At 51.2% G+C, this 23,593-nt stretch carries 29 protein-coding genes and 1 pseudogene; 16 read left to right on the top strand and 14 right to left on the bottom strand.

Annotated elements, in window-relative coordinates:
• Positions 1–24: 24 nt before the first annotated feature.
• The 7 genes from phoQ to rluE form a co-directional block, all read right to left on the bottom strand.
• Positions 25–1,485 (bottom strand): two-component system sensor histidine kinase PhoQ, encoded by a 1,461-nt coding sequence (gene phoQ / locus QRY16_RS09950; protein WP_289776461.1) that lies wholly within the window; start codon positions 1,483–1,485, stop codon positions 25–27.
• Positions 1,486–1,487: 2 nt separating this feature from the next.
• Complete coding sequence (gene phoP / locus QRY16_RS09945) at positions 1,488–2,156, bottom strand: two-component system response regulator PhoP (RefSeq protein WP_193405427.1); 669 nt, start codon at positions 2,154–2,156, stop codon at positions 1,488–1,490.
• Positions 2,157–2,261: 105 nt separating this feature from the next.
• On the bottom strand, positions 2,262–3,632 hold the full coding sequence (purB, locus tag QRY16_RS09940) for an adenylosuccinate lyase (protein ID WP_289776460.1): 1,371 nt from the start codon (positions 3,630–3,632) through the stop codon (positions 2,262–2,264).
• 42 nt (positions 3,633–3,674) lie between these two features.
• Positions 3,675–4,316 (bottom strand): high frequency lysogenization protein HflD, encoded by a 642-nt coding sequence (gene hflD, locus QRY16_RS09935; RefSeq protein ID WP_289776459.1) that lies wholly within the window; start codon positions 4,314–4,316, stop codon positions 3,675–3,677.
• Positions 4,317–4,349: 33 nt separating this feature from the next.
• Positions 4,350–5,486: a tRNA 2-thiouridine(34) synthase MnmA gene (mnmA, locus tag QRY16_RS09930; protein ID WP_289776458.1), complete on the bottom strand. Its 1,137-nt coding sequence runs from the start codon at positions 5,484–5,486 to the stop codon at positions 4,350–4,352.
• A gap of 39 nt (positions 5,487–5,525) precedes the next feature.
• Positions 5,526–5,999 (bottom strand): NUDIX domain-containing protein, encoded by a 474-nt coding sequence (locus tag QRY16_RS09925; protein ID WP_289776457.1) that lies wholly within the window; start codon positions 5,997–5,999, stop codon positions 5,526–5,528.
• A gap of 47 nt (positions 6,000–6,046) precedes the next feature.
• Entirely contained in the window at positions 6,047–6,715 is a 669-nt protein-coding gene (rluE, locus tag QRY16_RS09920; protein ID WP_193405423.1) for a 23S rRNA pseudouridine(2457) synthase RluE, read from the bottom strand.
• A gap of 101 nt (positions 6,716–6,816) precedes the next feature.
• Between rluE and icd the strand changes: the two genes are divergently transcribed.
• The 4 genes from icd to QRY16_RS09900 all read left to right on the top strand — a co-directional run bounded on the left by icd (position 6,817) and on the right by QRY16_RS09900 (position 10,128).
• On the top strand, positions 6,817–8,067 hold the full coding sequence (icd, locus tag QRY16_RS09915; protein ID WP_289776456.1) for an NADP-dependent isocitrate dehydrogenase: 1,251 nt from the start codon (positions 6,817–6,819) through the stop codon (positions 8,065–8,067).
• A gap of 552 nt (positions 8,068–8,619) precedes the next feature.
• The gene (locus QRY16_RS09910; RefSeq protein ID WP_289776455.1) at positions 8,620–8,931 is read left to right on the top strand and encodes a glycosyltransferase domain-containing protein; all 312 of its coding nucleotides are present in this window, start codon (positions 8,620–8,622) and stop codon (positions 8,929–8,931) included.
• A 189-nt stretch (positions 8,932–9,120) separates the two neighbouring features.
• Positions 9,121–9,579: a hypothetical protein gene (locus tag QRY16_RS09905; RefSeq protein ID WP_289776454.1), complete on the top strand. Its 459-nt coding sequence runs from the start codon at positions 9,121–9,123 to the stop codon at positions 9,577–9,579.
• A 381-nt stretch (positions 9,580–9,960) separates the two neighbouring features.
• Positions 9,961–10,128 carry a hypothetical protein gene (locus tag QRY16_RS09900; RefSeq protein ID WP_289776453.1) on the top strand — a complete coding sequence of 56 codons (168 nt, stop codon included), beginning with the start codon at positions 9,961–9,963 and terminating at the stop codon, positions 10,126–10,128.
• 41 nt (positions 10,129–10,169) lie between these two features.
• Here the strand turns inward: QRY16_RS09900 and QRY16_RS09895 are convergent, their stop codons facing one another.
• Both QRY16_RS09895 and QRY16_RS09890 read right to left on the bottom strand, forming a co-directional pair.
• Positions 10,170–10,340: a YgdI/YgdR family lipoprotein gene (locus QRY16_RS09895; protein WP_193405372.1), complete on the bottom strand. Its 171-nt coding sequence runs from the start codon at positions 10,338–10,340 to the stop codon at positions 10,170–10,172.
• A 239-nt stretch (positions 10,341–10,579) separates the two neighbouring features.
• Positions 10,580–10,828 carry an ElaB/YgaM/YqjD family protein gene (locus QRY16_RS09890; protein WP_289776452.1) on the bottom strand — a complete coding sequence of 83 codons (249 nt, stop codon included), beginning with the start codon at positions 10,826–10,828 and terminating at the stop codon, positions 10,580–10,582.
• A gap of 187 nt (positions 10,829–11,015) precedes the next feature.
• Between QRY16_RS09890 and QRY16_RS09885 the strand changes: the two genes are divergently transcribed.
• A complete protein-coding gene (locus QRY16_RS09885; protein ID WP_193405524.1) occupies positions 11,016–11,222 on the top strand; it encodes a DUF2767 family protein in 207 nt (68 codons plus the stop codon).
• A 153-nt stretch (positions 11,223–11,375) separates the two neighbouring features.
• Here the strand turns inward: QRY16_RS09885 and QRY16_RS09880 are convergent, their stop codons facing one another.
• Together QRY16_RS09880 and QRY16_RS09875 are read right to left on the bottom strand one after the other, a co-directional pair.
• A complete protein-coding gene (locus QRY16_RS09880; protein ID WP_289776451.1) occupies positions 11,376–11,933 on the bottom strand; it encodes a hypothetical protein in 558 nt (185 codons plus the stop codon).
• 65 nt (positions 11,934–11,998) lie between these two features.
• Complete coding sequence (locus tag QRY16_RS09875) at positions 11,999–12,328, bottom strand: hypothetical protein (RefSeq protein WP_289776450.1); 330 nt, start codon at positions 12,326–12,328, stop codon at positions 11,999–12,001.
• Positions 12,329–12,541: 213 nt separating this feature from the next.
• Between QRY16_RS09875 and QRY16_RS09870 the strand changes: the two genes are divergently transcribed.
• The 4 genes from QRY16_RS09870 (at position 12,542) to QRY16_RS09855 (ending at position 13,991) form a co-directional block, all read left to right on the top strand.
• Positions 12,542–12,721, top strand: a complete 180-nt coding sequence (locus QRY16_RS09870) for a hypothetical protein (protein ID WP_193405523.1) — start codon at positions 12,542–12,544, stop codon at positions 12,719–12,721.
• 118 nt (positions 12,722–12,839) lie between these two features.
• Complete coding sequence (locus QRY16_RS09865) at positions 12,840–13,064, top strand: YgdI/YgdR family lipoprotein (protein WP_193405369.1); 225 nt, start codon at positions 12,840–12,842, stop codon at positions 13,062–13,064.
• Positions 13,065–13,172: 108 nt separating this feature from the next.
• Positions 13,173–13,556, top strand: coding sequence for a hypothetical protein (locus tag QRY16_RS09860; protein WP_193405368.1), 384 nt, complete (start codon positions 13,173–13,175; stop codon positions 13,554–13,556).
• 21 nt (positions 13,557–13,577) lie between these two features.
• A complete protein-coding gene (locus QRY16_RS09855) occupies positions 13,578–13,991 on the top strand; it encodes a GNAT family N-acetyltransferase (RefSeq protein ID WP_289776449.1) in 414 nt (137 codons plus the stop codon).
• Here the strand turns inward: QRY16_RS09855 and QRY16_RS09850 are convergent.
• Together QRY16_RS09850 and ldcA are read right to left on the bottom strand one after the other, a co-directional pair.
• Positions 13,992–14,662: pseudogene (locus QRY16_RS09850) on the bottom strand (MBL fold metallo-hydrolase).
• Between the two features lie 24 nt (positions 14,663–14,686).
• Positions 14,687–15,607, bottom strand: coding sequence for a muramoyltetrapeptide carboxypeptidase (gene ldcA / locus QRY16_RS09845; protein ID WP_289776448.1), 921 nt, complete (start codon positions 15,605–15,607; stop codon positions 14,687–14,689).
• Between the two features lie 167 nt (positions 15,608–15,774).
• Between ldcA and emtA the strand changes: the two genes are divergently transcribed.
• Positions 15,775–16,404, top strand: a complete 630-nt coding sequence (gene emtA, locus QRY16_RS09840; protein ID WP_193405364.1) for a membrane-bound lytic murein transglycosylase EmtA — start codon at positions 15,775–15,777, stop codon at positions 16,402–16,404.
• 26 nt (positions 16,405–16,430) lie between these two features.
• On the opposite strand, the gene QRY16_RS09835 is transcribed toward emtA, so the two are convergent.
• Positions 16,431–17,378, bottom strand: a complete 948-nt coding sequence (locus QRY16_RS09835) for a sugar-binding transcriptional regulator (protein ID WP_193405363.1) — start codon at positions 17,376–17,378, stop codon at positions 16,431–16,433.
• A 184-nt stretch (positions 17,379–17,562) separates the two neighbouring features.
• Between QRY16_RS09835 and QRY16_RS09830 the strand changes: the two genes are divergently transcribed.
• The 6 genes from QRY16_RS09830 to QRY16_RS09805 all read left to right on the top strand — a co-directional run bounded on the left by QRY16_RS09830 (position 17,563) and on the right by QRY16_RS09805 (position 23,592).
• Entirely contained in the window at positions 17,563–18,504 is a 942-nt protein-coding gene (locus QRY16_RS09830; protein WP_289776447.1) for a D-ribose ABC transporter substrate-binding protein, read from the top strand.
• 11 nt (positions 18,505–18,515) lie between these two features.
• A complete protein-coding gene (locus QRY16_RS09825) occupies positions 18,516–19,115 on the top strand; it encodes a DUF2291 family protein (protein WP_193405361.1) in 600 nt (199 codons plus the stop codon).
• The gene (locus QRY16_RS09820; protein WP_289776446.1) at positions 19,115–20,629 is read left to right on the top strand and encodes a sugar ABC transporter ATP-binding protein; all 1,515 of its coding nucleotides are present in this window, start codon (positions 19,115–19,117) and stop codon (positions 20,627–20,629) included. The genes QRY16_RS09825 and QRY16_RS09820 overlap by 1 nt, the downstream gene beginning before the upstream one ends.
• Position 20,630: 1 nt before the next feature.
• Positions 20,631–21,734, top strand: coding sequence for an ABC transporter permease (locus tag QRY16_RS09815; protein ID WP_289776445.1), 1,104 nt, complete (start codon positions 20,631–20,633; stop codon positions 21,732–21,734).
• A gap of 90 nt (positions 21,735–21,824) precedes the next feature.
• Positions 21,825–22,655 (top strand): transketolase, encoded by an 831-nt coding sequence (locus QRY16_RS09810; RefSeq protein ID WP_289776444.1) that lies wholly within the window; start codon positions 21,825–21,827, stop codon positions 22,653–22,655.
• The gene (locus tag QRY16_RS09805) at positions 22,648–23,592 is read left to right on the top strand and encodes a transketolase family protein (RefSeq protein ID WP_289776443.1); all 945 of its coding nucleotides are present in this window, start codon (positions 22,648–22,650) and stop codon (positions 23,590–23,592) included. Before QRY16_RS09810 ends, QRY16_RS09805 begins: the two co-directional genes overlap by 8 nt.
• Position 23,593: the final 1 nt, after the last annotated feature.

Genomic DNA, 23,593 nt, shown 5'->3' with positions numbered 1-23,593 from the left:
AAGTATAACAGCCCGCGCGCCTTTCTACTCGCGGCGATGTACGAGTTCCTGGCGCTGAAAAACCACTTCCATACGCGTACCGCCCAGTGAACTGTTGGTAGCAATAATCTTGCCGGCATATTGCTCAAGGATGTCTCGCGCCACCGCCAGGCCAAGCCCCTGTCCCGGTCGTAACGTATCGGCGCGTTGACCGCGAACGAAGATCAAATCGCGCTTGCTTTCAGGAATGCCGGGGCCGTCATCATCAATATAGATATACAACGATTTTTCGGTTTGATGGGCTCTGACTTCAATAAATTCCAGACAATATTTACAGGCGTTATCCAGCACATTGCCCATCACTTCCATAAAATCATTTTGGTCGCCAACAAACGTCAGTTCGGGTGAAATATCAAGGGTAATCGCGACGCCTTTATGCTGATAAACCTTGTTTAGCGCGGAACATAAACTGTCGAGCAGGCCCGAAACCGAATGCAAATCGCGTTGCAAAGGGTTGTGATCGGCCTGCATGCTGGCGCGATGCAGATAGTAGCCAATCTGTTGAGAAATGCGGCTGATCTGTTCCAGCATCACCGGTTCGGCTTGCTCAATGGTCAGTTCTTTACCACTGCGTAATGAACGCAACGTACTTTGCAGCACCGCCAGCGGCGTTTTTAAACTGTGGGTGAGATCCGACAAGGTGGTGCGATAGCGCGTATAGCGCTGGCGCTCGTTGGTTAACAACAGATTAAGGTTACGCACCAGGCTTTGTAATTCCTGCGGAGGATGGTCATCCAGATTTTCACGCAGGCTGGTTTCCAGCTCGCGTACCTGCTGGGTCAGATGACCAATGGGACGCAGGCTCCAGTGCGCAGCCAGCCACAGCAGCGGAATAATTAAAATCAGGTTGGCCGCAAAAACGTAGCTGAACCAGGACCAGACCACATCGGAGTGTTGCAGCTCCTGGGGAATGGAATCAATCACCACGATAGTTAACGCGGGAAGGTTCGTCGTGGCGTCGTAGCGATTAACGGCGACCGAGTGGATAAACGTATCGTCGCTATCGGTGTCCCAGGCATCCAGTCGTCGCTGTGCGGAAATATTGTTACCCATCGCCGCCAGACTGGTGCGATTGCTGGTATCAATCTCATAAAAATCAGGCTTCAGCAGCCAGTCGCGCCGGATTTTTTTACGGATCTCAGGCACGTCGCGCTGCTGCCAGAGCAGTTTGCCCTGTTCGTCATAGATAAAAACCAGCGTTGGAAAGTTAAGCGTCATCCGTTCAGGTTGAGCTATCGTCAGCCGGTTATCTTTCCATTGGGCAAGGGTAAAAAACAGGTTACTTTCACCACGCATCACGCGATAGGTATTTTTGTCGAAACTGACGACGTAACCAATCACCGCCACCATGCCATAAGACAGCGACAGGAACAGGACAATGGCGGCGGACGCCAGCAGAAAGCGGGCGCGCAGCGAAATGGGACGATAGCGTTTAAGCCAGTACATATTTACAGATCAAAGCGATAGCCTTGTCCACGCACGGTGGCGATCACTTCAGTGGGATGCAAAGCCAGAATTTTTTTGCGTAAGCGGCCCATTAAAACATCAATGGTATGACTTTCGCGTAGCTCGGCATCGGGATAAAGCTGCAGCATCAGCGAATCCTTGCTTACCACTTTGCCTGCATTGCGAATCAGCGTTTCAACGATGGTGTATTCAAACGCAGTTAATTTGACCGGCTGTTCGTTAATTGTGATTTCGCGTCGCGACAGATCAACCTGAAACGGGGCCATATCGATAACCTGAGAAGCGTGGCCGCTATTGCGGCGCATTAATGCCTGCAGGCGAGCCGCCACTTCTTCGATATGAAAGGGTTTAGTTACGTAATCGTCAGCACCGGCTTCCAGGGCTTCTACCTTAGCTTGCCAGCCTTCGCGGGCGGTGAGCACCAGAATGGGCTGACGTACAGCATCACTACGCCAGCGGCGAATGAGCGACATGCCATCTTCATCCGGTAAACCCAGATCGACTAAGGCGATGTCGGGCAGGTGCTCCTGTAGAAAGTAATCGGCCTCTTTGGCGTCTTCGGCGGCATCAACCTGATGGCCCATTTCTCGCAGTTGAACCGCGAGATGATGGCGTAGCAGAGCATTATCTTCCACAACCAAAACACGCATAGAATTTCCTTACCAGCAGAACAGAATGAATTGAAAGAAGTATACGTGAAGTGAACTAAACAGCAGGTTAACACAGACCGGCGTGAACCGGCCTGGGTAAGGAGATTATTTCAGATCGTCTACCATCTGGATAGCACGGCCAATATAGTTGGCGGGTGTCATCTGCTTCAGGCGGACTTTTTCTTCTTCTGGCAGGGCCAGGCTGTCGATAAAGGCTTGCATACCGGCAGCATCAACGCGCTTACCGCGCGTCAGCTCTTTCAGCTTCTCGTACGGTTTTTCAATGCCGTAGCGGCGCATGACAGTCTGAATAGGCTCAGCCAGTACTTCCCAGTTGTGATCCAGTTCATCAAGCAGACGATCGCGGTTCACTTCCAGTTTAGAGATGCCTTTCAGCGTGGCCTGATAAGCGATTAACGCATAACCGATACCCACGCCAAGGTTACGTAATACGGTGGAGTCGGTCAGGTCGCGCTGCCAGCGTGAAACCGGCAGTTTGCTTGCCAGATGCTGCATTACCGCATTAGCCAGGCCCAGGTTACCTTCAGAATTTTCGAAGTCGATTGGGTTGACTTTGTGCGGCATGGTAGATGAACCAATTTCGCCAGCGACAGTTTTCTGTCTGAAATGATTCAGCGCCACGTAGCCCCAAATATCGCGATCAAAATCGATCAGAATAGTGTTGAAACGTGCGATGCAGTCAAACATTTCTGCGATGTAGTCGTGCGGCTCGATCTGGGTGGTGTAGGGATTCCAGGTAATGCCCAGCGAAGTCACAAAGGTTTCGCTCAACTGATGCCAGTCCACGTCCGGATAAGCGGCCAGGTGAGCATTGTAATTGCCAACGGCACCGTTGATTTTACCCAGCACTTCAATGCGGCCCAACTGACGCAGCTGACGCTCCATACGGTAAGCGACGTTTGCCATCTCTTTACCCATTGTTGAAGGCGTAGCCGGTTGGCCGTGAGTACGCGACAGCAGTGGAATGTCGCGATATTCCTGCGCCAGACCTTTCACTGCATCAATCAGCTGCTGCCAGTAAGGCAGAATCACCTCGCACCGCGCCGTTTCTAGCATCAGAGCGTGGGACAGATTATTAATGTCTTCGGAGGTACAGGCAAAGTGAATAAATTCCGATACCGCATGCAGGGCAGGCACATTTGCCACTTTTTCCTTCAGGAAATATTCAACCGCTTTAACGTCGTGGTTGGTAGTACGTTCGATAGTTTTGATGCGTGCGGCGTCAGTTTCGTTGAAATTAGCCACCAGCGCGTCAAGGAAAGCGTTTGCGTCGGCATCAAATGCAGGAACTTCCTTGATCTCTGCGGTCTCAGCCAGTTTTTGTAACCAGCGTACTTCAACCTCAACGCGGAATTTCAGCAAACCGTATTCGCTGAAAATCGCACGCAGCGGGCTGACTTTATCGCCGTAACGACCATCGACAGGTGAGACGGCGGTCAGAGAGGATAATTCCATCAGTGCAACTCCTGAATCATTAAACAAAAATGCCGCGCTGACTTAGTCAGTCAGTGGCAGCCGGGATAAAAGGGTTTTTGCTTCACGCAGCAGACGCTGGCGCGAAAACATCAGCTGCAGACGGCCACCGCCGAGCTGCTGCCAAAGCACAGTGGCGCGAATACCCGCCAGCAGCGTGGCGCGCACTTTGTTCTGCAATTGTGAATTTTGTAAAACTGAGGGTGAACCGGTGACCTGAATACGCGGCCCGAGCGGGCTAATCACATCGACATAGATAGCTGCCATTGCGCTCAAAATGGTATCTGACTCCAGTTCGTAATGGGCTAACTGACGATCCAGCTGACCAATGCGCTGTGCCAGCGTTGCCATTGCCGTTCGATTGGCGCTCAGCTTACGTTCAAGCACCATCAGGCTGAGTGTATAGCGCGTTAATTCTGCTCCTGCCCCCTGTCGACTGCTGCTGTTCAGTACCGCCATCAGCGTCTCCAGACCCAGGCGCAAATTGGCTTTGTTGTTGCCAAAGACCGCCAGCGTGGAGGACGGGTTCAGGTCCAGCATGCTGCGCAGCGACACGCTGAGCGGTGCGGAGGGGCAGTGTCCCTGGTGCGCAAGCTGCTGCACCAGATGTGCGGCCTGGCAAATACCGGCCAGCGCCAGCGTAATCTCTTGATAGTTCTTAGCCACGGTTACTCCTGTGTACGCGTCGTAAGGCCAACATTAAGCAACTGCCCATGGCAGGCGTTCTTCGATAATACCGCCGCCAAGACAAACCTCGCCAAGATAGAACACCGCAGACTGGCCCGGCGTGACCGCAGCCACAGGATCGTCGAAACGGACTTCAATACGATCATCGCCGTGCGGGATAATTTCACAGGGAATATCATTCTGGCGGTAACGGGTTTTCACCGTGCAGCGCAGCGGGGCGGTAATCGGCTGACGGTTGACCCAATGCAGCTGCTGAGCAATCAGGCCCACCGACATCAGACGCGGATGGTCGCCGCCCTGGGCCACAATCAGGCGATTGCGCGCGACATCTTTATCAACAACATACCAGGGATCGTCTTTGCTCTCTTTCATGCCGCCGATGCCTAAGCCTTTGCGCTGGCCCAGCGTGTGATACATCAAACCCTGATGTTCACCAACGATATGGCCGTCTACAGTTTCGATTTCACCGGGCTGTGCAGGCAAATAGCGCGCGAGGAAGTCGCGGAATTTGCGCTCGCCGATAAAACAGATGCCTGTGGAATCTTTCTTTTTAGCCGTAATCAGATCCAGCTGCCCGGCGATACGTCGCACTTCCGGCTTTTCCAGTTCGCCAACCGGGAACAGGCTCTGGGCAATTTGCTGGTGGCTAAGGGTGTAGAGGAAATAGCTTTGATCTTTATTGCCATCGAGGCCGCGCAGCAAATGACTTTCACCGTCAATGTCCTGACGACGCACGTAGTGGCCCGTGGCAATAAAATCTGCCCCGAGATCTTCTGCCGCGAATTCCAGAAAGGCTTTGAACTTGATTTCTTTATTACAGAGAATATCCGGGTTCGGCGTGCGGCCCGCTTTATACTCTGCGAGAAAGTGTTCAAAGACGTTATCCCAGTATTCCGCAGCAAAGTTAACTTTATGTAGCTTGATGCCGAGCTTGTCGCATACTGCCTGAGCGTCGGCCAGATCGTCCGCGGCGGTACAATATTCTTCGCCGTCATCTTCTTCCCAGTTCTTCATGAACAGACCTTCTACCTGATACCCCTGCTGTTGCAGTAACCAGGCGGAAACGGAAGAATCGACGCCGCCGGACATACCGACGATCACTTTTTTCTGGCGGTTGTTCAGGCTGTCATTCTGGTCAAAGTCGGACATCACAGGCTCGCATAACATTAAAACAGGCGGCGTATTCTATCATGCGTCGGCGTGGCGCGCACCTTCGTGAAACGGCCAGTTAAACGGGCTGATCAGATGCAACGGGTAACGTGCGCCTTGCTGCCATAAGCGTACGCTTTCCGCGACTAAGGGTGAACGCAGGACGGGGGCAGACAGGATCTGGGCTGGCGGTAGCCACCAGCAGCAATCAATATCGCTGTCCTGCGGTGCGGTTGGCAACTTCTTAGCCAGGTCCAGCCCAAACAGAAAGCGCACAAAAGGCGTATTATCCGGCGCGATCCACTGCTGAACACCAAGAAAATACTGCATCGGGGCGTTGATGCCGGTCTCTTCGACCAATTCGCGCTGTGCAGCGGCTAAAAGCGTTTCATTGGCTTCCAGGTGACCAGCCGGCTGATTCCAGGTTGCGCGACCGTTGATTCGTTCTTCAACCACTAACAATTCGCCTTCGGCCTGGACTAAACACGCGACAGTGACATGAGGTTTAAACATCGAATCTCCGTAATTGTTAACCTGACGTTATAAAAAGCACTGAACATTTAGATCGATTCGGTAATATCGCGCCATTCTCCGGGTGCAAGTGTATCCAGCGTATAAGGCCCCATCGCGTAGCGGATCAGGCGCAGCGTAGGGAAGCCAATATGCGCCGTCATACGGCGCACCTGACGATTTCGTCCTTCGTATAAAGTGATTTTTAGCCATTGCGTGGGAATATTTTTGCGCTCACGAATCGGGGGCTGACGTGGCCATAACCAGGCGGGTTCGGTGACTTTTTCGATACCTGCTGGTCGCGTCAGGCCATCTTTCAGATTAACGCCATCACGCAGCGGCTGAAGATCCTCTTCCTGCGGTTCGCCTTCGACCTGGACGAAATAGGTTTTTCCGGTGCCCTTGCCCGGCTGTGTTAACGCGGCCTGTAAGGCGCCATCGTTGGTTAAGATCAGTAAACCTTCGCTGTCGCGATCAAGGCGACCTGCGGCATAAACCCCGCTGACGCTGACAAAATCTTTCAGCGTCCGGCGTCCAGCTTCATCAGTGAACTGCGGCAGAACATCAAAAGGTTTGTTAAAGAGTATGACGCGCCGTGGCGTAGCGGGGCGCGAAGGGGAACGCCGCGCAAGGCGTGATGGGCGGCTGAATCGTTTATCCGGGTGAATTCGTTGAGAAGTTTTTCGCATGGGCTTTGCAGTCAGAAACAATCGGCGCATTATAACGCGAAATTGCGGTGATTGGCGTAGCGGAAATATTCAAGTAGTATTGACGCGCATCTTACAAATCATTAACAAAAAATCGCTCGAAGGAGAGGTTAATGGAAAGCAAAGTAGTTGTTCCGGCGGAAGGTCAAAAAATCACTCTGGATCAGGGAAAACTGGTGGTCCCGAATAACCCGGTCATTCCTTACATTGAAGGTGATGGTATTGGTGTTGACGTATCACCTGTTATGCTGAAAGTGGTTGATGCCGCTGTGAAAAAGGCCTACAACGGCGAGCGAAAAATCTCCTGGATGGAGATTTACACCGGTGAAAAATCTGTTGAACTTTACGGTCAGGATGTCTGGCTGCCGCAAGAAACCCTCGATTTAATCAAAGAATATCGTGTTGCCATCAAAGGCCCGCTGACGACGCCAGTGGGCGGCGGTATTCGTTCTCTGAACGTTGCTCTGCGCCAGGAACTTGATCTGTACGTGTGTCTGCGTCCGGTGCGTTACTACAAAGGCACGCCAAGTCCGGTTAAGCGTCCAGAAGAGACCGACATGGTGATTTTCCGCGAAAACTCTGAAGACATCTACGCGGGTATCGAGTGGAAAGCCGGTTCTGCTGAAGCAGATAAAGTGATCAAATTCCTGCGCGAAGAAATGGGCGTGAAGAAAATTCGCTTCCCAGAGCAGTGTGGTATTGGCGTGAAGCCGTGTTCAGAAGAGGGCACTAAGCGCCTGGTTCGTGCAGCGGTTGAATATACCATCACCAACGATCGTGATTCACTGACGCTGGTTCACAAAGGCAACATCATGAAATTCACCGAAGGTTCTTTCAAAGACTGGGGCTACCAGTTAGTGAAAGAAGAGTTCGGCGGTGAGCTGATCGATGGCGGCCCCTGGATGAAATTTAACAACCCGAACACCGGCAAAGAGATCATCGTTAAAGACGTGATTGCGGATGCGTTCCTGCAACAGATCCTGCTGCGTCCAGCGGAGTACGATGTGATTGCCTGTATGAACCTGAACGGTGACTATATTTCTGACGCCCTGGCGGCGCAGGTGGGTGGAATCGGTATTGCGCCGGGTGCAAACATCGGTGACGAATGTGCGCTGTTCGAAGCGACTCATGGCACCGCGCCTAAATATGCGGGCCAGGATAAAGTGAATCCAGGTTCGGTTATTCTGTCTGCAGAAATGATGCTGCGTCACATGGAATGGTTCGAAGCCGCCGATCTGATCGTTAAAGGCATGGAAGGCGCTATCGCCAACAAAACCGTGACCTACGATTTCGAACGTCTAATGGATGGCGCTAAGCTGCTGAAATGTTCAGAGTTTGGCAACGCGATTATCGAAAATATGTAATAACAGACGTACTTTCACTCCGACCTCTCTTATGGCGGTCGGTGTGATTTCACCCGTTCATCATTCTTTCTGCAAAAACCTTCTGCAAAACAGCTTAATAAATACGTCCTTTATACCGCCAAAACAAGACAGTTCTTTCCTCTGCCATTGTTATCTTTATCGGTCTGAACTGGCTTTTATGACGAGGCCGTCGCTGATTATCTACATCCTGACCGTGTTAAAGAGGTTCTGCCAGAGCTTTCTGTTTGTGGAAAGTGGGCGGGGTTCCATTCTCCCTGAGCCTTGATTTCTTTCTGGCCCAAAACTCTCTCATTGTGTTAACAAGTACAGAGAAGCTTCTTGCTGCTTTGCAAGTCCGCATCGTGATTAGCCGTTTGGATGCGAACACTGATAATATGTTCGTTTGGCCAGTGGAATTCATTTGACATGAAGTAAAATATTAAAGGCTCAAAATACGGTGGATAAATGTCATTTTTATCCGCTATTTCCTTTAGACCGGTTAGAAAATTATGTATTCTTTAATATATTGATTGAAAAAATTTAGGACTAGATATGATTTTTACTGCTGGCTCATATTGTCTTTATACTGGCGTTTTTGGTGGTTATGAGGAATTAAATGAGTTGCAAGGCGAAGCAAAAGCGTCAAAAGTTAAAAAGATTTGTTTTACCGATGATGAAAATATTACCAGTGATACCTGGGAGATTAGAATTGTAAAACCTGCCTTCCCTCTTGACTCGGTAAGAAGTCAAAGGATGGTGAAAGTCAATCCACATAAATTCCTGCCGGAATTTAAAAGCTCAGTATATATAGATAATACGGTTAAGCTACTTGTTGACCCTGTTAAATTGATTAAAGACTTTTGAAAAGCTGGCAATGTTTCTTTTTCAATACACTCTTTCAGAAACAGTGTTTATGAGGAATTTTTCGCCGTTGTTCAGTCAGGGCTAGATGATTCGGCTCGATTATTTGAGCAGATGAATCATTATCAAATAATTTGCCCTGATGCCCTTCATCGTAAACCCTATTGGGCCGGAATGATAATAAGAAATCATATGGAACCTGACGTAATAGAATTAATGGAAACGTGGTATGGGAAAATTTTAAGATACAGTAGAAGAGATCAGCTATCCTTAGTTTATTCGGAGTTAATGACAGGTATCAAAATTAACAAAATAGTCATTAATAATAATGAATCACAATATCATCAATGGCCTATCCAAAGTAAGCGTGATTTCAGCACGCGATCATGGTCACCCTCTTTGTCAGGTGCAATGCCACTTTTCGAAAAAATAAAAAATATAAAGAATATTGAGAATGAAGTAGAGAGGAAGATTAACGACCTGATATTAATGAAGGAAGAGATTGTAGAAAAATACAAACCTACTAAAACGCCAGAGGGTTTTGATCCTAAACTTTATTTGGCAATTCACAAAGATGTGGCTGCAGCAGGTGTCGATCCAGTTCAACATTTTCTCTCGCATGGCTGGAAAGAAGGAAGAAGATGGCGCTAATGCGTGATAATAAACCGCTCTCCTGTTCCAGATATGGGTAAAGCCCTAACAGACATTAGCGAACACTATCTGCACACAAATAGATAGCGTCGGTTTGCTGCATAAAGAAGCCCCGGCGAACGGGCAGTAACGACGTTGCGCCGGGCTGAGAAGGTTATGGAGCGGGTGATGGGTGATGAGGCACTAAATTCCGCATCGTCATGAGAAATATTAGCTTTTCTACGTGCGTCCTCTATTCAGAACGTGGAGGCGCTGCCAGCATCTCCCGAAGACGTCGCCCTATAAATTTGAACATATACAGGCAAAACGGCGCGATTATTAAGCGCGTGGATATTGTTATACAATCTGCCCAGTTTTATGTGGGTGCGGAGAGAATCAACCATGGCAAATCAGCAGTATCTTTTTTGGGTGATGGCGGGGGCGTTGACGCTATTGTTTCTGGTCGTTTCCGTGTTTGTGGGGATGTCACATACCAGAAAGCATGGCTTCCTTACGTTTGGTATCATGTTTGCTGTGCTGGTAGTGGGAGCGATCGTCATAAGCCGTTAGTAAAAAAGTAAAAACCGGCGCGCTGGCCGGCTTTTTTAACATCAGGACTGGGGCTGACCTACCGGACCTGAACCCAGCGTGCCGCCTGGTGATGCCTGGCCACCTGGCGCATGTGGACGACCATCTTCTTTCACCGCGCTGCTGCGATGTGAACAACCGGCCAGGGCAGTTAGCGTTGCGACGACCAGCAGTAATGCTGAAGCTCTCTTCATGTGATCCCCTTTTCTGAAAAGTTAACAAAGGCGTTTCTAAGCTGAGGAAACATTAAGCATAGACAAGGAAATGCATCTGCTCAGAAAAATAGCGTTATTTTTCATAGGGTTTATCCTAAAACTAAATGTAATAAATTTTTAGCGATTGGTTAAGGGCCATGTCTGGCAAAAGAAGAGGAGGGAGCAGCAAGGGCAAAGAAAACAAAACGGAAGCCAGTGGCTTCCGTGAGTAAAAGGGATTATTTGCGTCCCAGCAGAAAGCCGATGAAAACACCGACGCCTGCGGCAACAGCCATCCCGGCAAACGGGTTCGACTGAACCTGGTCTTTAATGCAATCCGCTGCATCGCGGGCCGCATAGCTAGCCTGGTTAGTATAACGACGCGCGGCACCTTTCACTTGATGCTTAGGTGAATTCGTTGCTTCACCCCATTGTTCCTGTGCAGCACCCGCCGTTTCTTTTACTGCATCTTCGATTTTTCCTGACATCTTTATCTCCTTGGTTTTAGTTACACTCTAAAAGCGTAGCAAATGTGGCCGGATCCGCGGAAAAAGAGCGTAAATGATTCAGTAAAAATCATTTCTGGCTGTGAATGACCACAACTTTGCAGGCTAAGTGTTTACTGTCTAACCTTGTCGAAACAGAGATTCGCTCACAGCGAAATAGGGAGGGATGATGAAACGTGATGTGCTGAATGAAGACGATTATGATGAGGTTTGTCGGGTCATTGGCGATGCTGTGATCATGCTGGCTGAATCTGGTCAGGAAACCCGACGTGATAAAATATTTGACCTGTTAAAACGCACCCGACAGCATCGTTCACACAGTGAACGTGATGAACAACGTATCCTTGAACACGCGATTCGTTTAGTAAAACTCTGATGTAAAAAACCGGTTTCAGGCCGGTTTTATCGTTTATTGTTGAAATGCACGCTTGAGCAAACGGCTTTTACTCGTTTCCTTCACCGCCTGGAAAGATGCGCCATGGGTAGCGCGAACGTTTAGCTGAACCTACAGCGGTGCGGCTCCCTGCCGCTATGGCGAAGCAGGGTGGGTTGAAAGGGGATACCAGCTTACCAGGAAGTGGCGCAAATGGTCGAAACACCATTCAGCATCTTCAGCCTGCTGGCAATAATACTGGATAGTGATTTTTTCGTATTCTCGCTGACGCTGACGCAGCGGTGACCAGCACCAGTCCAGCACCGAGCGGGCATAGTTCACCAGTGAATCCGCCGCCATGTTATGCTGCGTTTCCTGTTCGCTGAGATAGTTATAAAAGGCATGTTCAAGCTGCAGGGCTTCGTTATGGTTGTGCTGAAGCAAAACCGGGCGAAAGGCCACATCGACAAATCCACATATTGCCTCTGACGTTTGCTGCCAGTCGCAGGCCAGCGTCATAAATATGCCGTCCTGCAAATTTACCTCTTCCAGCAACCGCCGCAAATTAGCGGAATGACGAGTCACGGCAATCTCTTCGATACGATCGGTTTCGAGCGTGAGATCGATTCCGCAGGGATTCACTGACCCATCAGCATTATGCGTGGTGGGGAAAGGGAAATCGATATAACCGTTATTATCCAGACGCTTTTCCATAAGAGAAGAGGACCTCTCATTTAAGATTTCCTGACAATAAACCATCTTGCGGCAGGATTCATCCTTTAAGGGCATGTCCAGGTAATCTGGGTATCCTGATAAGGATTGATAAGACGAAACTGTTTATCAGAAAGACGCTGCGCATAATAACCCTCGCGCGTGACAGCAGAAGGCACATATCTGAAACGATCCAACGATTTCAATGTCCCACTCTGTACCGTGACATCCTTCTTACTGACTGAAAATGAGCTGACCAGGTCAAAAATAAGGCCATGCGTTTGTCCTAGCGGTTGCCCATACAGGGTGGTGACTTCGCCAGGGCAATCAACGCCCTGCGGCCCAGATGCGCATCCAGTCAGAAGGAGAAATAATGTGAAAATACCGCGTCGCAACATAATCCTGTTCCTACATCATTCCCTCGGAATCGTGTGGCGCTGATTCTATCGCGTTGCGTCACTTATAGCTTGATCATAGCAGTTTTAAAACAGGTTCCCATTTGCATTTGTTTAATTGTTAAACAACAGAAATGTAAAGGGGTGACTTTAGTAGCAGATAAACGGTACTCTTGCCATCTTTGCGCACCAGTTAAGCAAATTCAGGGATAAATGATGAAAGAAGAAGAAGCCAGTCTAATGATTGTTCGGCATGCGATTGAAAAGCTTGAGGCTGAGAGAAAGCAGCAGGTTAACGCATGTGCCGATGCAATTCGTGAAGTCATGCAGGCGTACGATCGCGATTACGCCGGGTTAGCATTGATGTTAGTTGCGGCGGAAGTCGCAGCAGAATAACGTTTCACTGGTCAGCATCGCAGGACGCGATGCGACTTTTGCTGGTATTCTACCTTTTCCTGGTCTCAATTATTTTACGCTGTGCTAAACTTGGTATTTTACAACCAAGGGGTATTCCATGAAAAAGACGCTGATGCTGATTGGACTCATTACCAGCGGTTTCATGCTGGCGAGCTGTGCAAACGACCATGTTCTTCACACGAATGATGGCCGCACCATAGTGGTTGAAGGCAAACCGCAGGTGGATGAAGATACCGGTATGATCTCCTATAAAGATATTTACGGCCATGAGCAGCAAATCAACCGGGATCAATTGAAAGATATGTCTTCTGTTGGCAACTGACTGAACTTTTTCGGCTCGTTCCCCGCGAGCCGATTGCCTTTCTTCTCTCCTCGATTATGTTAAGCTAAAAAAATCAGTAAAATCAAAAAACTTCAGCGGAGAAACCGAATGAAGGCTGCAATTATTGTCGCGACTTTGCTGGCTTGCCAGACTGCGCCAGCCTGGAGTGAAAGCGAATTTCAAATCCACTGTCCCGGACGCCCAGTAATGACTGTTTCTCGCGCCGAATACGGACTCAGCACTGTGATGTGGCCGCAAGGGCATTTCCAGATTGCGTCCGGTCAGCAGCGCACGCGGCTTGAGGGCGGCGACAAAGTGGCCATCACCCGTTTTCGTAATGGCGATCAGCTTATCGTGAACAAAAACAGCGAACAGATCTTCTTCGTCTATCGCGGCAGCGATAAGCTGCTGCCCTGTAGCCGCACCGATAAGCGTGACGTTGATGTATTAAGTCTGGAGCGCTACGACGACAGCCAGCACCCTCATTCTTAACCCGCCACGCCAGGAGCATCTATGCAGCTGAACGTCACTGATAAGGTTATGCAACACGATTTAGATGAAATTCGTCTGGGCCTGAATGCTTTTAATAGCCGTTTTATTAATATCGATACGTTCAAAACCATCGGCGTGTTCGTTAGCGATGCAAACGGCAAAAAACTGGCGGGATTGACCGGTTCTACTTACGGCAACTGGCTGCGTATTGATATGTTGTGGGTGAGCGATCTGTTGCGTGGTCAAGGGGTGGAGCGACAGCTGATTCAGGCGGCAGAAGAGGAAGCGCGCCAGCGCGGCTGTTTATATGCTCAGGTCGATACTGCCAGCTTTCAGGCTCGTCCGTTTTACGAGAAATTGGGTTATACGCTGCGTTTTAGTCTCGACCATTATCCTCATCACCACCAGCCCCATTACCTGAGTAAAATGCTGTAATCAAAATAGCGGCTGCTGGCGCAGATCCAGCGGCTGTTGCTCCGCTTCATCAATGGCTGCCAGCCAGCTTTGCAGCGTCACTTTTTGCCACGAAAGATGCCCGCGCGTGGTACTGTGGTACTCATCAACACCACATCCGGTCGTAATATGCGCAAAAATTCCAGCGACTGTTGTAGTTCGGTGGGGTTACTGTCCGGGACTAACACGGTCACCCAGCGATCGTGCGAACGCGTAATGGTATCGCCGACGAACAGATAAGTCAGACCCAGCGGTGAATGATAGAGAAAACTGCAGCTGCCCGGCGTATGGCCTGGTGTTGGCAGCAGATGAAAATCACCGAAGTGGGTTTCCGGCTGACTGAAGGTATCGTCCGGCTCCACATAACGGCTCACTGGCCCGAGCGAGCGATTATGGCAATACAATGCGCTATTAAAACGCTGCTGAATCACCGCAGCGCCGGGTGCAGACTCATGCCAGTGGGTGAAATAGTGACGGATCACGCCTCCGGCATCCGCTAACACTTCATGGTCCAGCGGATTTTCTACTCGCCCAATTAACAGGTTGCCGCGCGGATGGCGCAGCATAAACCCGTGCATCATTAAGTCATTCACAGCATCTTCCACCGGAAATTCCGGGGTTGAGATCCACAAATCGTCATACAGCGGCTTCAATGTCGATCTCCCAAACCATAAGGTTTAGCGCAAAACGGGATGTCCGGTCGCCTGCAGCTGCGCCTGGCCCTGCATCACCTGCAAACGTGCGCTGGCGCCTAACGGTAATGTTACGGTATCCGGGGCGTGACCAAAGGTTAAGTCGCTGATAACCGGCAGGCCGCTTGTATCACGGATACGCTGCCAGACGGTAGAAAAATCAAAGCCGTTGTCATATGCCGAGAGCGCCGTGCTGGTAAAGCTGCCCGTGACAATAGCGCGCTGCCGCGCCAGAATGCCGCACTGCTGGAGCTGAATGAGCATGCGTTCAATGCGAAACGGATGCTCATTCACATCTTCAATGACCAGAATACCGTTCTCAATTTGCGGCAGCCACGGCGTCCCGATCAACGAACAGATCATCGCCAGATTGCCGCCCCATAGCGTACCCTGCCAGTTGCCATTATCCGGCGTCGTGCTTTGCCACGCCACATTGACTGTAGGCGATGATAACGCCTGCCAAAAGTGCTGCAGGGTAAAATCAGATAAAGCCTCCGCGCCAAAGTTTCCTGCCAGCATCGGCGCGCTAAAGCTGATCAATCCCACCTGCGCCAACAGCGCTAACTGAATGGCGGTAAAGTCGCTGTGTCCACACAGGGCCAGCGGTTGGTTGAGTAACCGGCGTTGCAGGCCGATATAATCGATTGCTTCAAGCAGGCGGCTGGCACCATAGCCGCCGCGCACCGCCAGTACAATATCCGGCAGCGTTTCAAGCTGTGCGAGCTGATTAATATCTGCCAGTCGTTCGGCATCGGTTCCGGCAAAACGCTGGAACCGGCGCGCAATGACCTTGTCATTTTCTACCTGATGCCCGGCATCACGCAGATAATTAACCCCGCGTTTCGCTGCAGGCTGATTGTGACAATAACCGGAAGGGGAGATGAGATGGATTGAACGGGGAATCATAACGCTTTCCTGCTGTTAGCGGGGTGTATTTTCTGGCGATGATGACGAAAAGTGGCGGTGAAGTCATCCCACGCTCCCCTTTTTTATGTATTTAGGATAAATGGTAATTTTGCTGAACGGCGCGCCAGGTATGATAGCTCGCGTGATCCCTGCGACGAGATGAAAAATTGCTGAAAATTCGCTGCGTTGTGCTCTCGGCTTTACTTCTGACTGGCTGTGCCAGCGAACCGCCACAAACCTACGTCAAAGAGAAAAACACGCCCTTAACCCAGGCACCGCCTTCCAGTGTCAATGACGCCTGGGCTCTGTTCACCGAAAATGCCGCCAGTCATTATGGCGTTGATGAAAAGTTGATCAGCGCCATTATTAGTGTCGAATCGGGTGGGAATCCAACCGTGGTAAGCCGTTCTAATGCGGTGGGATTAATGCAGATTAAAGCCTCTACCGCTGGGCGCGAGGTGTACCGCACTCAGGGGCGTCGTGGTCAGCCGTCAAACGCTGAATTGCGTGATCCGGCGAAAAATATCGATATTGGTACAGCCTATCTGAAAATTTTGCAGGATTCGGCGCTGTCAGGCATTCGCAACCCGCTGACGCTGCGCTATGCAACCATCGTGTCTTATGCCAATGGCGCCGGTGCGCTGTTGCGTACATTTTCACCTAATCGCGATCGTGCCATTGCGATGATCAATGCGATGTCGCCCGATGAGTTTTACCAGCATGTGCAGAATAAACATCCCGCCGCGCAGGCGCCGCGCTATTTGTGGAAAGTAACCACGGCCTATCGAACGATTTGACGGCCCGGCAGAAGTGCGCTGTTCAGCTACTCCAGCAATAACCGCGCGGTCGGATAATCCACGATCAACACGTTTACATAGCCACCGCGCAGCGCGCCGCGAATGGCCTGGGCTTTATCCGTGCCCCCAGCCAGCGCCACCACTTGCGGACACTGTTTAACCTGCGCCAGTTCCATACCAATCACCGGATCCTCGTCGGTATGCAAAACCGGCTTGCCCGTATCATCAAAGTAGTGCAAACAAATATCGCCAACCGCGCCGCGTTCAGCGAGGATACGCAGCATCTCTTCATCGTAATAATTGCCAGAGTTACGCAGCAGCGCCGAAGGCTCCAGATCGCCAATACCGACAATCGCTAAATCTACCTCGTCAAACTTACGCAGCACTTCAGCCACATCGACATTTGCCGCCAGGCGCTGTCGATCGCTTACCGAATGCTCAATCGATTGGGAAGGCAATAACCATGCCGGACAATCCAACAGCGCCGCCAGATTTTGCGTTAAAATTGTCGCCTGCACGTTGCCGTTGGCACCGACACCGCCCAGCAACTGTATGACACCTTTACAAGGCGCGTTAAGTGGATGCAGCGCATCGACCATGGCGCGAATAGTACCGCTCCAGGAGGAGATGCCAATCAGTTCATCAGCGCGTAAACGCGTTTCCAGATAGTGTGCCGCCGCCGAACCAATCGCCTGTTTAACCTGCAACGCCGACGCGTTGTCTGGCACATCCACCACAATAGCTTGCGGCAGGTTATAAATCTGCTCAATGGCTTTTTCCAGCTCGGGAAAGACATTGGCAGGCGGCACCACGCTAATCTTCACTACACCTTCTTTCACGCTGCGATTCAGGATGCGTGAGACAAAAGACTGTGACAGTTTTAACGACTGGGCAATCTCTGACTGCTTCATCCCTTCGACATAGTAAAGTGTGGCAATCTTTACCATTAGTCGCTGTTCATCCTGTTTAGCCATCAGTTATTCCTTCTCTGCTTCTGCCCGATATTGTTAACCAGGGCGGTCAAAATCACAATGCAGGACAAACTGTGATCGTTTTCGCTTTTTAGCAATCCGGCATTGGACGGCGCGTAAAGGTCGGCGCATAGTCTGTTTGAATATAAAATCGCACGTGAATATTTATTCAAGTGGAGAATAACCGATGACCCTACCTCTCGTCAAAATTACCTTACTGGCATCAATAATGGCATTTTCAGCCGTTTCACTGGCGGCAGATAAAGGCTTGCTGGCAATCATCACCCCCTCACACGACAACCCGTTTTTTAAAGCTGAAGCCGAGGGCGCCTTAGCCAAAGCCAAAGCGTTAGGCTATGCCACGCTGGTGGCCTCTCACGATGACGACGTCAGTAAACAGAATCAGCTCATTGAAACCGCCATTGCACGTAAAGCAAAGGCCATCATCCTTGACAACGCGGGCGCGGATGCCACGGTTGGCCCGGTACAGAAGGCTAAAGATGCCGGCATTCCCACTTTTCTTATCGATCGTGAAATCAACAAAACGGGCGTGGCGGTTGCGCAAATAGTTTCCAATAACTATCAGGGCGCCCAGCTTGGCGCAGAAAAGTTCGCCAAACTTTTAGGCGGTAAGGGCGACTATGTTGAGCTGCTCGGCAAAGAATCCGATACCAATGCGGGCGTGCGTTCGCAGGGTTATCACGATGTCCTTGATGATTACAGCGATATGAAAATGGTCGCGCAGCAAAGCGCTAACTGGAGTCAGACTGAAGCCTTTAGTCGCATGGAAACCATTCTGCAAAAAAATCCCAATATTGCTGGCGTGATCTCCGGCAACGACACCATGGCGCTCGGTGCCGAAGCCGCCTTAAAAGCCGCAGGGAAAACCAAAGTGATTGTGGTCGGCTTTGATGGCAGCGACTACACACGTGATTCCATCCTCAACAAAGGCAATATCAAAGCCACCGTATTACAGCCGGGCTGGGAGCAGGCGCAAATGGCAGTCGTGCAGGCCGATGACTACCTGAAAAACGGCAAAGCGCAGAAAGAGGAAAAGCAGCTGATGGATTGTGTGCTGATTGACGACAGCAACGCGTCCAGACTGAAAAACTTTAACCTGGCCAAATAAGGCGGAACGCGATGAAGCGGATGCTGGCTGTATTGGGCGCAATGGCATGGTTAAGTGCCTGCACGGTGGTTGATCTGGATGCGAACGGCAAGCCGATCCTGCCTAAAGATCCCAACGCTAAACCGGGCTATACCAACCAAACGCCGCAGCAGATCGCGCAAGAAAGCTGGCCAACCAGGGTGATGGAGACCGCAAACGGTCACGCGCTGAGCTGGGCAGATATGGAAACCAAAAGCCAGACAGTGAAGGCCGGCACCAGGGAGAGCGTTTTCGTGCGGGCCAGCGGCGTTGTCAGCGTGTTTGATGACAGTAACGCACGTGAACGCACCCTGACCCTGACCTTTAACGGCAAGCCCGTGAAGGTCAGTATTGGTCCGGTACTTCGCAGCAATGCTATCCGGGATGCCGCTGGTTTTCGCTTTGAAGAGTTCACGAATCAGGTCCAGTATGCGCAACTCACCAAAGCGCTGAACCGTCATGCGGTAAAACAATTGCCACCAGTTAACGCCAGCTGGGTCAACAAACCGGTGCAGGCACTTATGGCGGTCACGATGGCGCAGGGCAGCGTTGAGGATGTCGTAGCTATTGAGCTGAAACGGGGAGAACCCTGATGAGCGATGAAATCATTCTACAGGCGAATAACGTGTCCATGCTGTTTCCCGGCACGCTGGCGCTGGATCGGGTCGATTACCGCGTCTGGCGCGGCAAAGTCAACGTCATCATCGGCGAAAATGGCGCCGGTAAATCTACGCTGATGAAGATTCTTGCCGGTGTTCAGCGACCAACCAGCGGTCAACTCTTGCTTAACGGTGAGAGCGTGGTGTTTGGCAGTACCCGTGAGGCGGCGCGTCATGGGATTGGCATGGTGCATCAGGAGTTAAATCTGTTCGAAAACCTGTCGGTGGCGGAAAACCTGTTTTTGGGACGCGAGCTGCAAAAGGGCATACGTCCAATTAATCAGGCTGAACAGGAGCGCCGCACTGCCGCCCTGATGCAGCGGCTGGATCAAAACATCTCGCCAAAAGAGCGTGTCGGCAACCTCAAGGTTGGGCAACAGCAGCTGGTCGAAATCGCCAAAGCGCTGGCAGAAGATGCTGACATTTTGATCCTCGATGAACCTACCTCGGCGTTAAGTAAAACCGAAGTGGAAATTCTGTTCCGTGTCATTCGTGAACTGACGCGTCAGGGGGTTTCTGTCATCTATATCTCGCATCGGCTGGAGGAGTTGATGGCGATTGGTGATGTCATCACTATTTTACGCGATGGGTGTTTTCAGGCAGAAGCCAAAGTCAGTGAAATTGATGTGCCGTGGATCGTGCGCGAAATGCTCGGTAGCGAGCCGGTCACCAATTTTCTGCCGGAAGAGCGTGACTTTGGTGCGCCGATACTTGAAGCCCAGCACATTACCTGTGTGAGCCCAAACGGCAACATCCTGGTGGATGATGTGAGTTTTCAGGTACGCGCTGGCGAAATCGTTGGCATTTATGGACTGATGGGCGCGGGCCGCACGGAACTGTTTGAATGTCTGTTAGGCAGTCAGCGCAACTATTTTGGCAAGCTGTGGCTTGACAGCAAACCACTGCCCACACGGCTGCCTACCGCCGAACGCATCCGCATGGGAATGAGTCTGGTGCCAGAAGATCGCAAGCGCGCCGGTATTTTTCCGGTCTCTTCGGTTGCCAGCAACCTGACGATTGCCAGCCTGTGGCGGCGTTTATCGCATCGCTTTTCAATCGCGCAGCAGGCAGAACAGCAAGCGGTAGCCAGCACGGTAGGCAACCTGTCGATCAAAGTGTCCTCGCCCGACGTGGCGATTAGCGCATTAAGTGGCGGTAACCAACAGAAAGTGGTGATTGGCCGCTCATTGCTGACGAACCCGCGACTGCTGTTGCTGGATGAGCCAAGTCGTGGCATTGACGTAGGCGCTAAGGCGGAAGTCTTTCGCATGATGGTGCAATTATCACAGCAGGGTATCGCGGTACTGTTTTCGACCTCGGATCTTAAAGAAATTATGGCGGTGGCCGATCGCATTCTGGTGATGTCTGGCGGCAAACTTACGGCTGATATTCCACGCCATCAAGCGGAAGAATCAGCGTTGGTTAAAGCAAGTGCGCAGGGGTTTTAACATGAAAACCAATCCAGCCGTGGCGCTGACCACTCAACCTACCAAAGCGTTTAATTCACGCGAAAGCGTGCTGTTATTGTTGCTAAAGCTGCGCACCTTTATTGCGTTAATCCTTATTGTCGGTTTTTTCTCCATTACCGTGCCGGACTTTCTTGCGCCTGGCAGCATGGTCATTATGGTGAAGCACATTGCTATCAATGCCTTCCTGGCGCTCGGCATCACCTTTGTCATTATTACGGCGGGCATTGATCTCTCTATCGGCGCAACGCTTGGGTTATGCGGCATGATCGCCGGTTGGCTGATCACGAAAGGGATTGTGCTGCCGTGGTTTGGCATTGCGATCTTTCCCAGCGTCTGGCTGATTGTGCCGATAGTTCTGCTAATCGGTGCCTTAATTGGCGCGGGCAACGGCTGGATTATCACTCGCTATAACGTCGCGCCGTTTATCTGCACGCTTGGCACGATGTACATTCTGCGCGGTGCGGCAATGCTCACTTCTGGCGGTGAAACCTTCCCGGGTTTGCAAGGTAATCCTCAGCTCGGCAATACCGGTTTTGACAAAATTGGGGCAGGCAATTTCCTCGGCTTGCCTTACGCCATCTGGATAATGGTGCTGCTGGCACTGGTTATCGCCTATATCGCCCGTCGGTTGCCGTTTGGCCGTCAGGTCTATGCCATTGGCGATAATGAACGCGCTGCCGAGTTATCAGGGGTGAAAACCAGACAGATAAAAATTCTGGTGTATACGCTTTCCGGTTTCTGCGCAGCGATTGCCGGTATCGTCGTGTCGTCGCAACTGGTGGCAAGCCATCCCGCTAACGGCACTGCCTTTGAAATGAACGCTATCGCCGCAGTGGTACTGGGTGGGACGTCGCTGGCGGGCGGTCGCGGCACCATCCTCGGCACGCTAATTGGCGCTTTTGTTATCGGCTTTCTGGCTGATGGCTTAATTATGATGGGCGTGAGTGAATTCTGGCAGATGGTGATTAAAGGCATCGTCATCATTATCGCTGTGATTATCGATCAAACGCAGAGCCGTATGCAGCAAAAAGCCGCCGTAGTCGCGCAGAAAGCGCTGATTGAGGAGGCTGAGAGTAAGCACTGAATCGGTAAGGGTGCAGGACACGCTTGTCTGCACTTTTTTTAGCATCCATGAATATATATTCATAAACGATTTAAAATTCAGAGGTGGACTATGAATCCTTTTAATCTCTCGGTGGACGAGCTGAAAAGCAAAGCGCGGGCGATCCGCCGTCGTATTATTCAACTTAACGCGGGCAGCCCGGCGGGAGGTCATACTGGCGCTGATTTATCGCAGGTGGAAATTCTGACGGCGCTTTATTTTCGCATCCTGAATTGCGCACCCGATCGAACCGAGGACGATCAGCGCGACATCTATATCCAGTCGAAAGGGCATGCAGTTGGCGGCTATTACTGCGTATTAGCCGAAGCGGGCTATTTTCCTGCGGACTGGCTGCCAACTTATCAACACGCCGATTCGCATTTGCCGGGCCATCCGGTGCGGCAGAAAACGCCTGGCGTTGAGCTGAATACTGGCGCGCTGGGTCACGGTTTACCCGTGGCGGTGGGCATTGCGATTGCTGCGAAGAAAGACAACAGCAAGCGCCGCATTTTTGTAGTGACCGGTGATGGCGAGCTGGCAGAGGGCAGCAACTGGGAGGCGGCATTGGTGGCGGCCCATTACGGCCTCGACAATCTGATCATCATTAATGACAAAAACAAACTGCAACTGGCAGGCGCGACGCGCGACATCATGAATACCGATCCGCTAGCAGAAAAATGGCGTGCCTTTGGGTTTGAGGTGACGGAATGCAGCGGCAATGACATGGCTGCTGTGGTTGAAACGATTGAAAACCTGCCGCAAAACGGTAAGCCGCAGGTCATCGTTGCGCATACCGAAAAAGGTTTTGGTATCTCCTTTATTCAGAGCAAACCCGAATGGCACCACCGCGTTCCGAAAGGAGAAGAGATCGCGCTGGCAATGGAGGAACTGAAAGATGAGTAATGCACAACATTTAGCCAGCGTGATGGTGACAGCCTTTATCGATGCCGTTAACCATGGCGTGGATCTCGTTCCGGTGGTAGCGGATTCGACCTCGACCGCAAAAATCGCGCCGTTTATTAACGCCTTTCCCGATCGGCTGATCAACGTGGGTATCGCTGAACAAACCCTGGTCGGCACTGCTGCCGGCCTGGCGCTGGGTGGCAAAGTCGCGGTCACCTGTAATGCGGCGCCATTCCTGGTATCGCGAGCCAACGAGCAGGTAAAAGTCGATGTCTGCTACAACAACACCAATGTCAAACTGTTTGGCCTGAATGCGGGGGCCAGTTATGGCCCGCTCGCCAGCACCCATCACAGCATTGATGACATCGCGGTGATGCGCGGTTTTGGCAATATTGAAATTTACGCGCCGTCTTGCCCGCTGGAGTGCCGCCAAATCATTGATTATGCGCTGGCGCACGTTGGGCCGGTTTATATCCGTCTTGATGGCAAAGAGCTGCCTCAGCTGCACGAGGAAAACTACCAGTTTAAGCCCGGCCAAATCGATCAGCTGCGAGAAGGTAAAGACATTGCGCTGGTGGCGATGGGGTCCACGGTTCACGAGGCAGTTCACGCCGCGCTGCAACTGGCAGAGTCTGGCATTTCAGCCGGTGTGATCGCCATTCCATCGATTCGGCCTTGCGATACCCAACAGCTGCGTAACCTGCTAGATCACTATCCAGCGGTAATCACGGTTGAAGAACACAACGTCAATGGCGGCGTTGGCAGCCTGATCGCAGAAGTGTTAGCTGAAGGCGGCTGTGGCATTCCGCTGTTGCGCCTGGGTATTCCAGATGGTGAATACGCCATTGCTGGCGATCGTGCTTCAACACGCGCACACCACGGCATTGATGCGGCCAGCCTCGTAAAAAATGCATTGCGCATCTGCGCGGGAGCGTAAG

Source organism: Mixta mediterraneensis, from assembly GCF_030283135.1.
In the GTDB taxonomy this organism is placed as follows: Bacteria; Pseudomonadota; Gammaproteobacteria; order Enterobacterales; family Enterobacteriaceae; genus Pantoea; species Pantoea mediterraneensis.
Note: the sequence above shows the minus strand (reverse complement) of the source record. Positions and strands in the feature narration are given on the sequence as shown.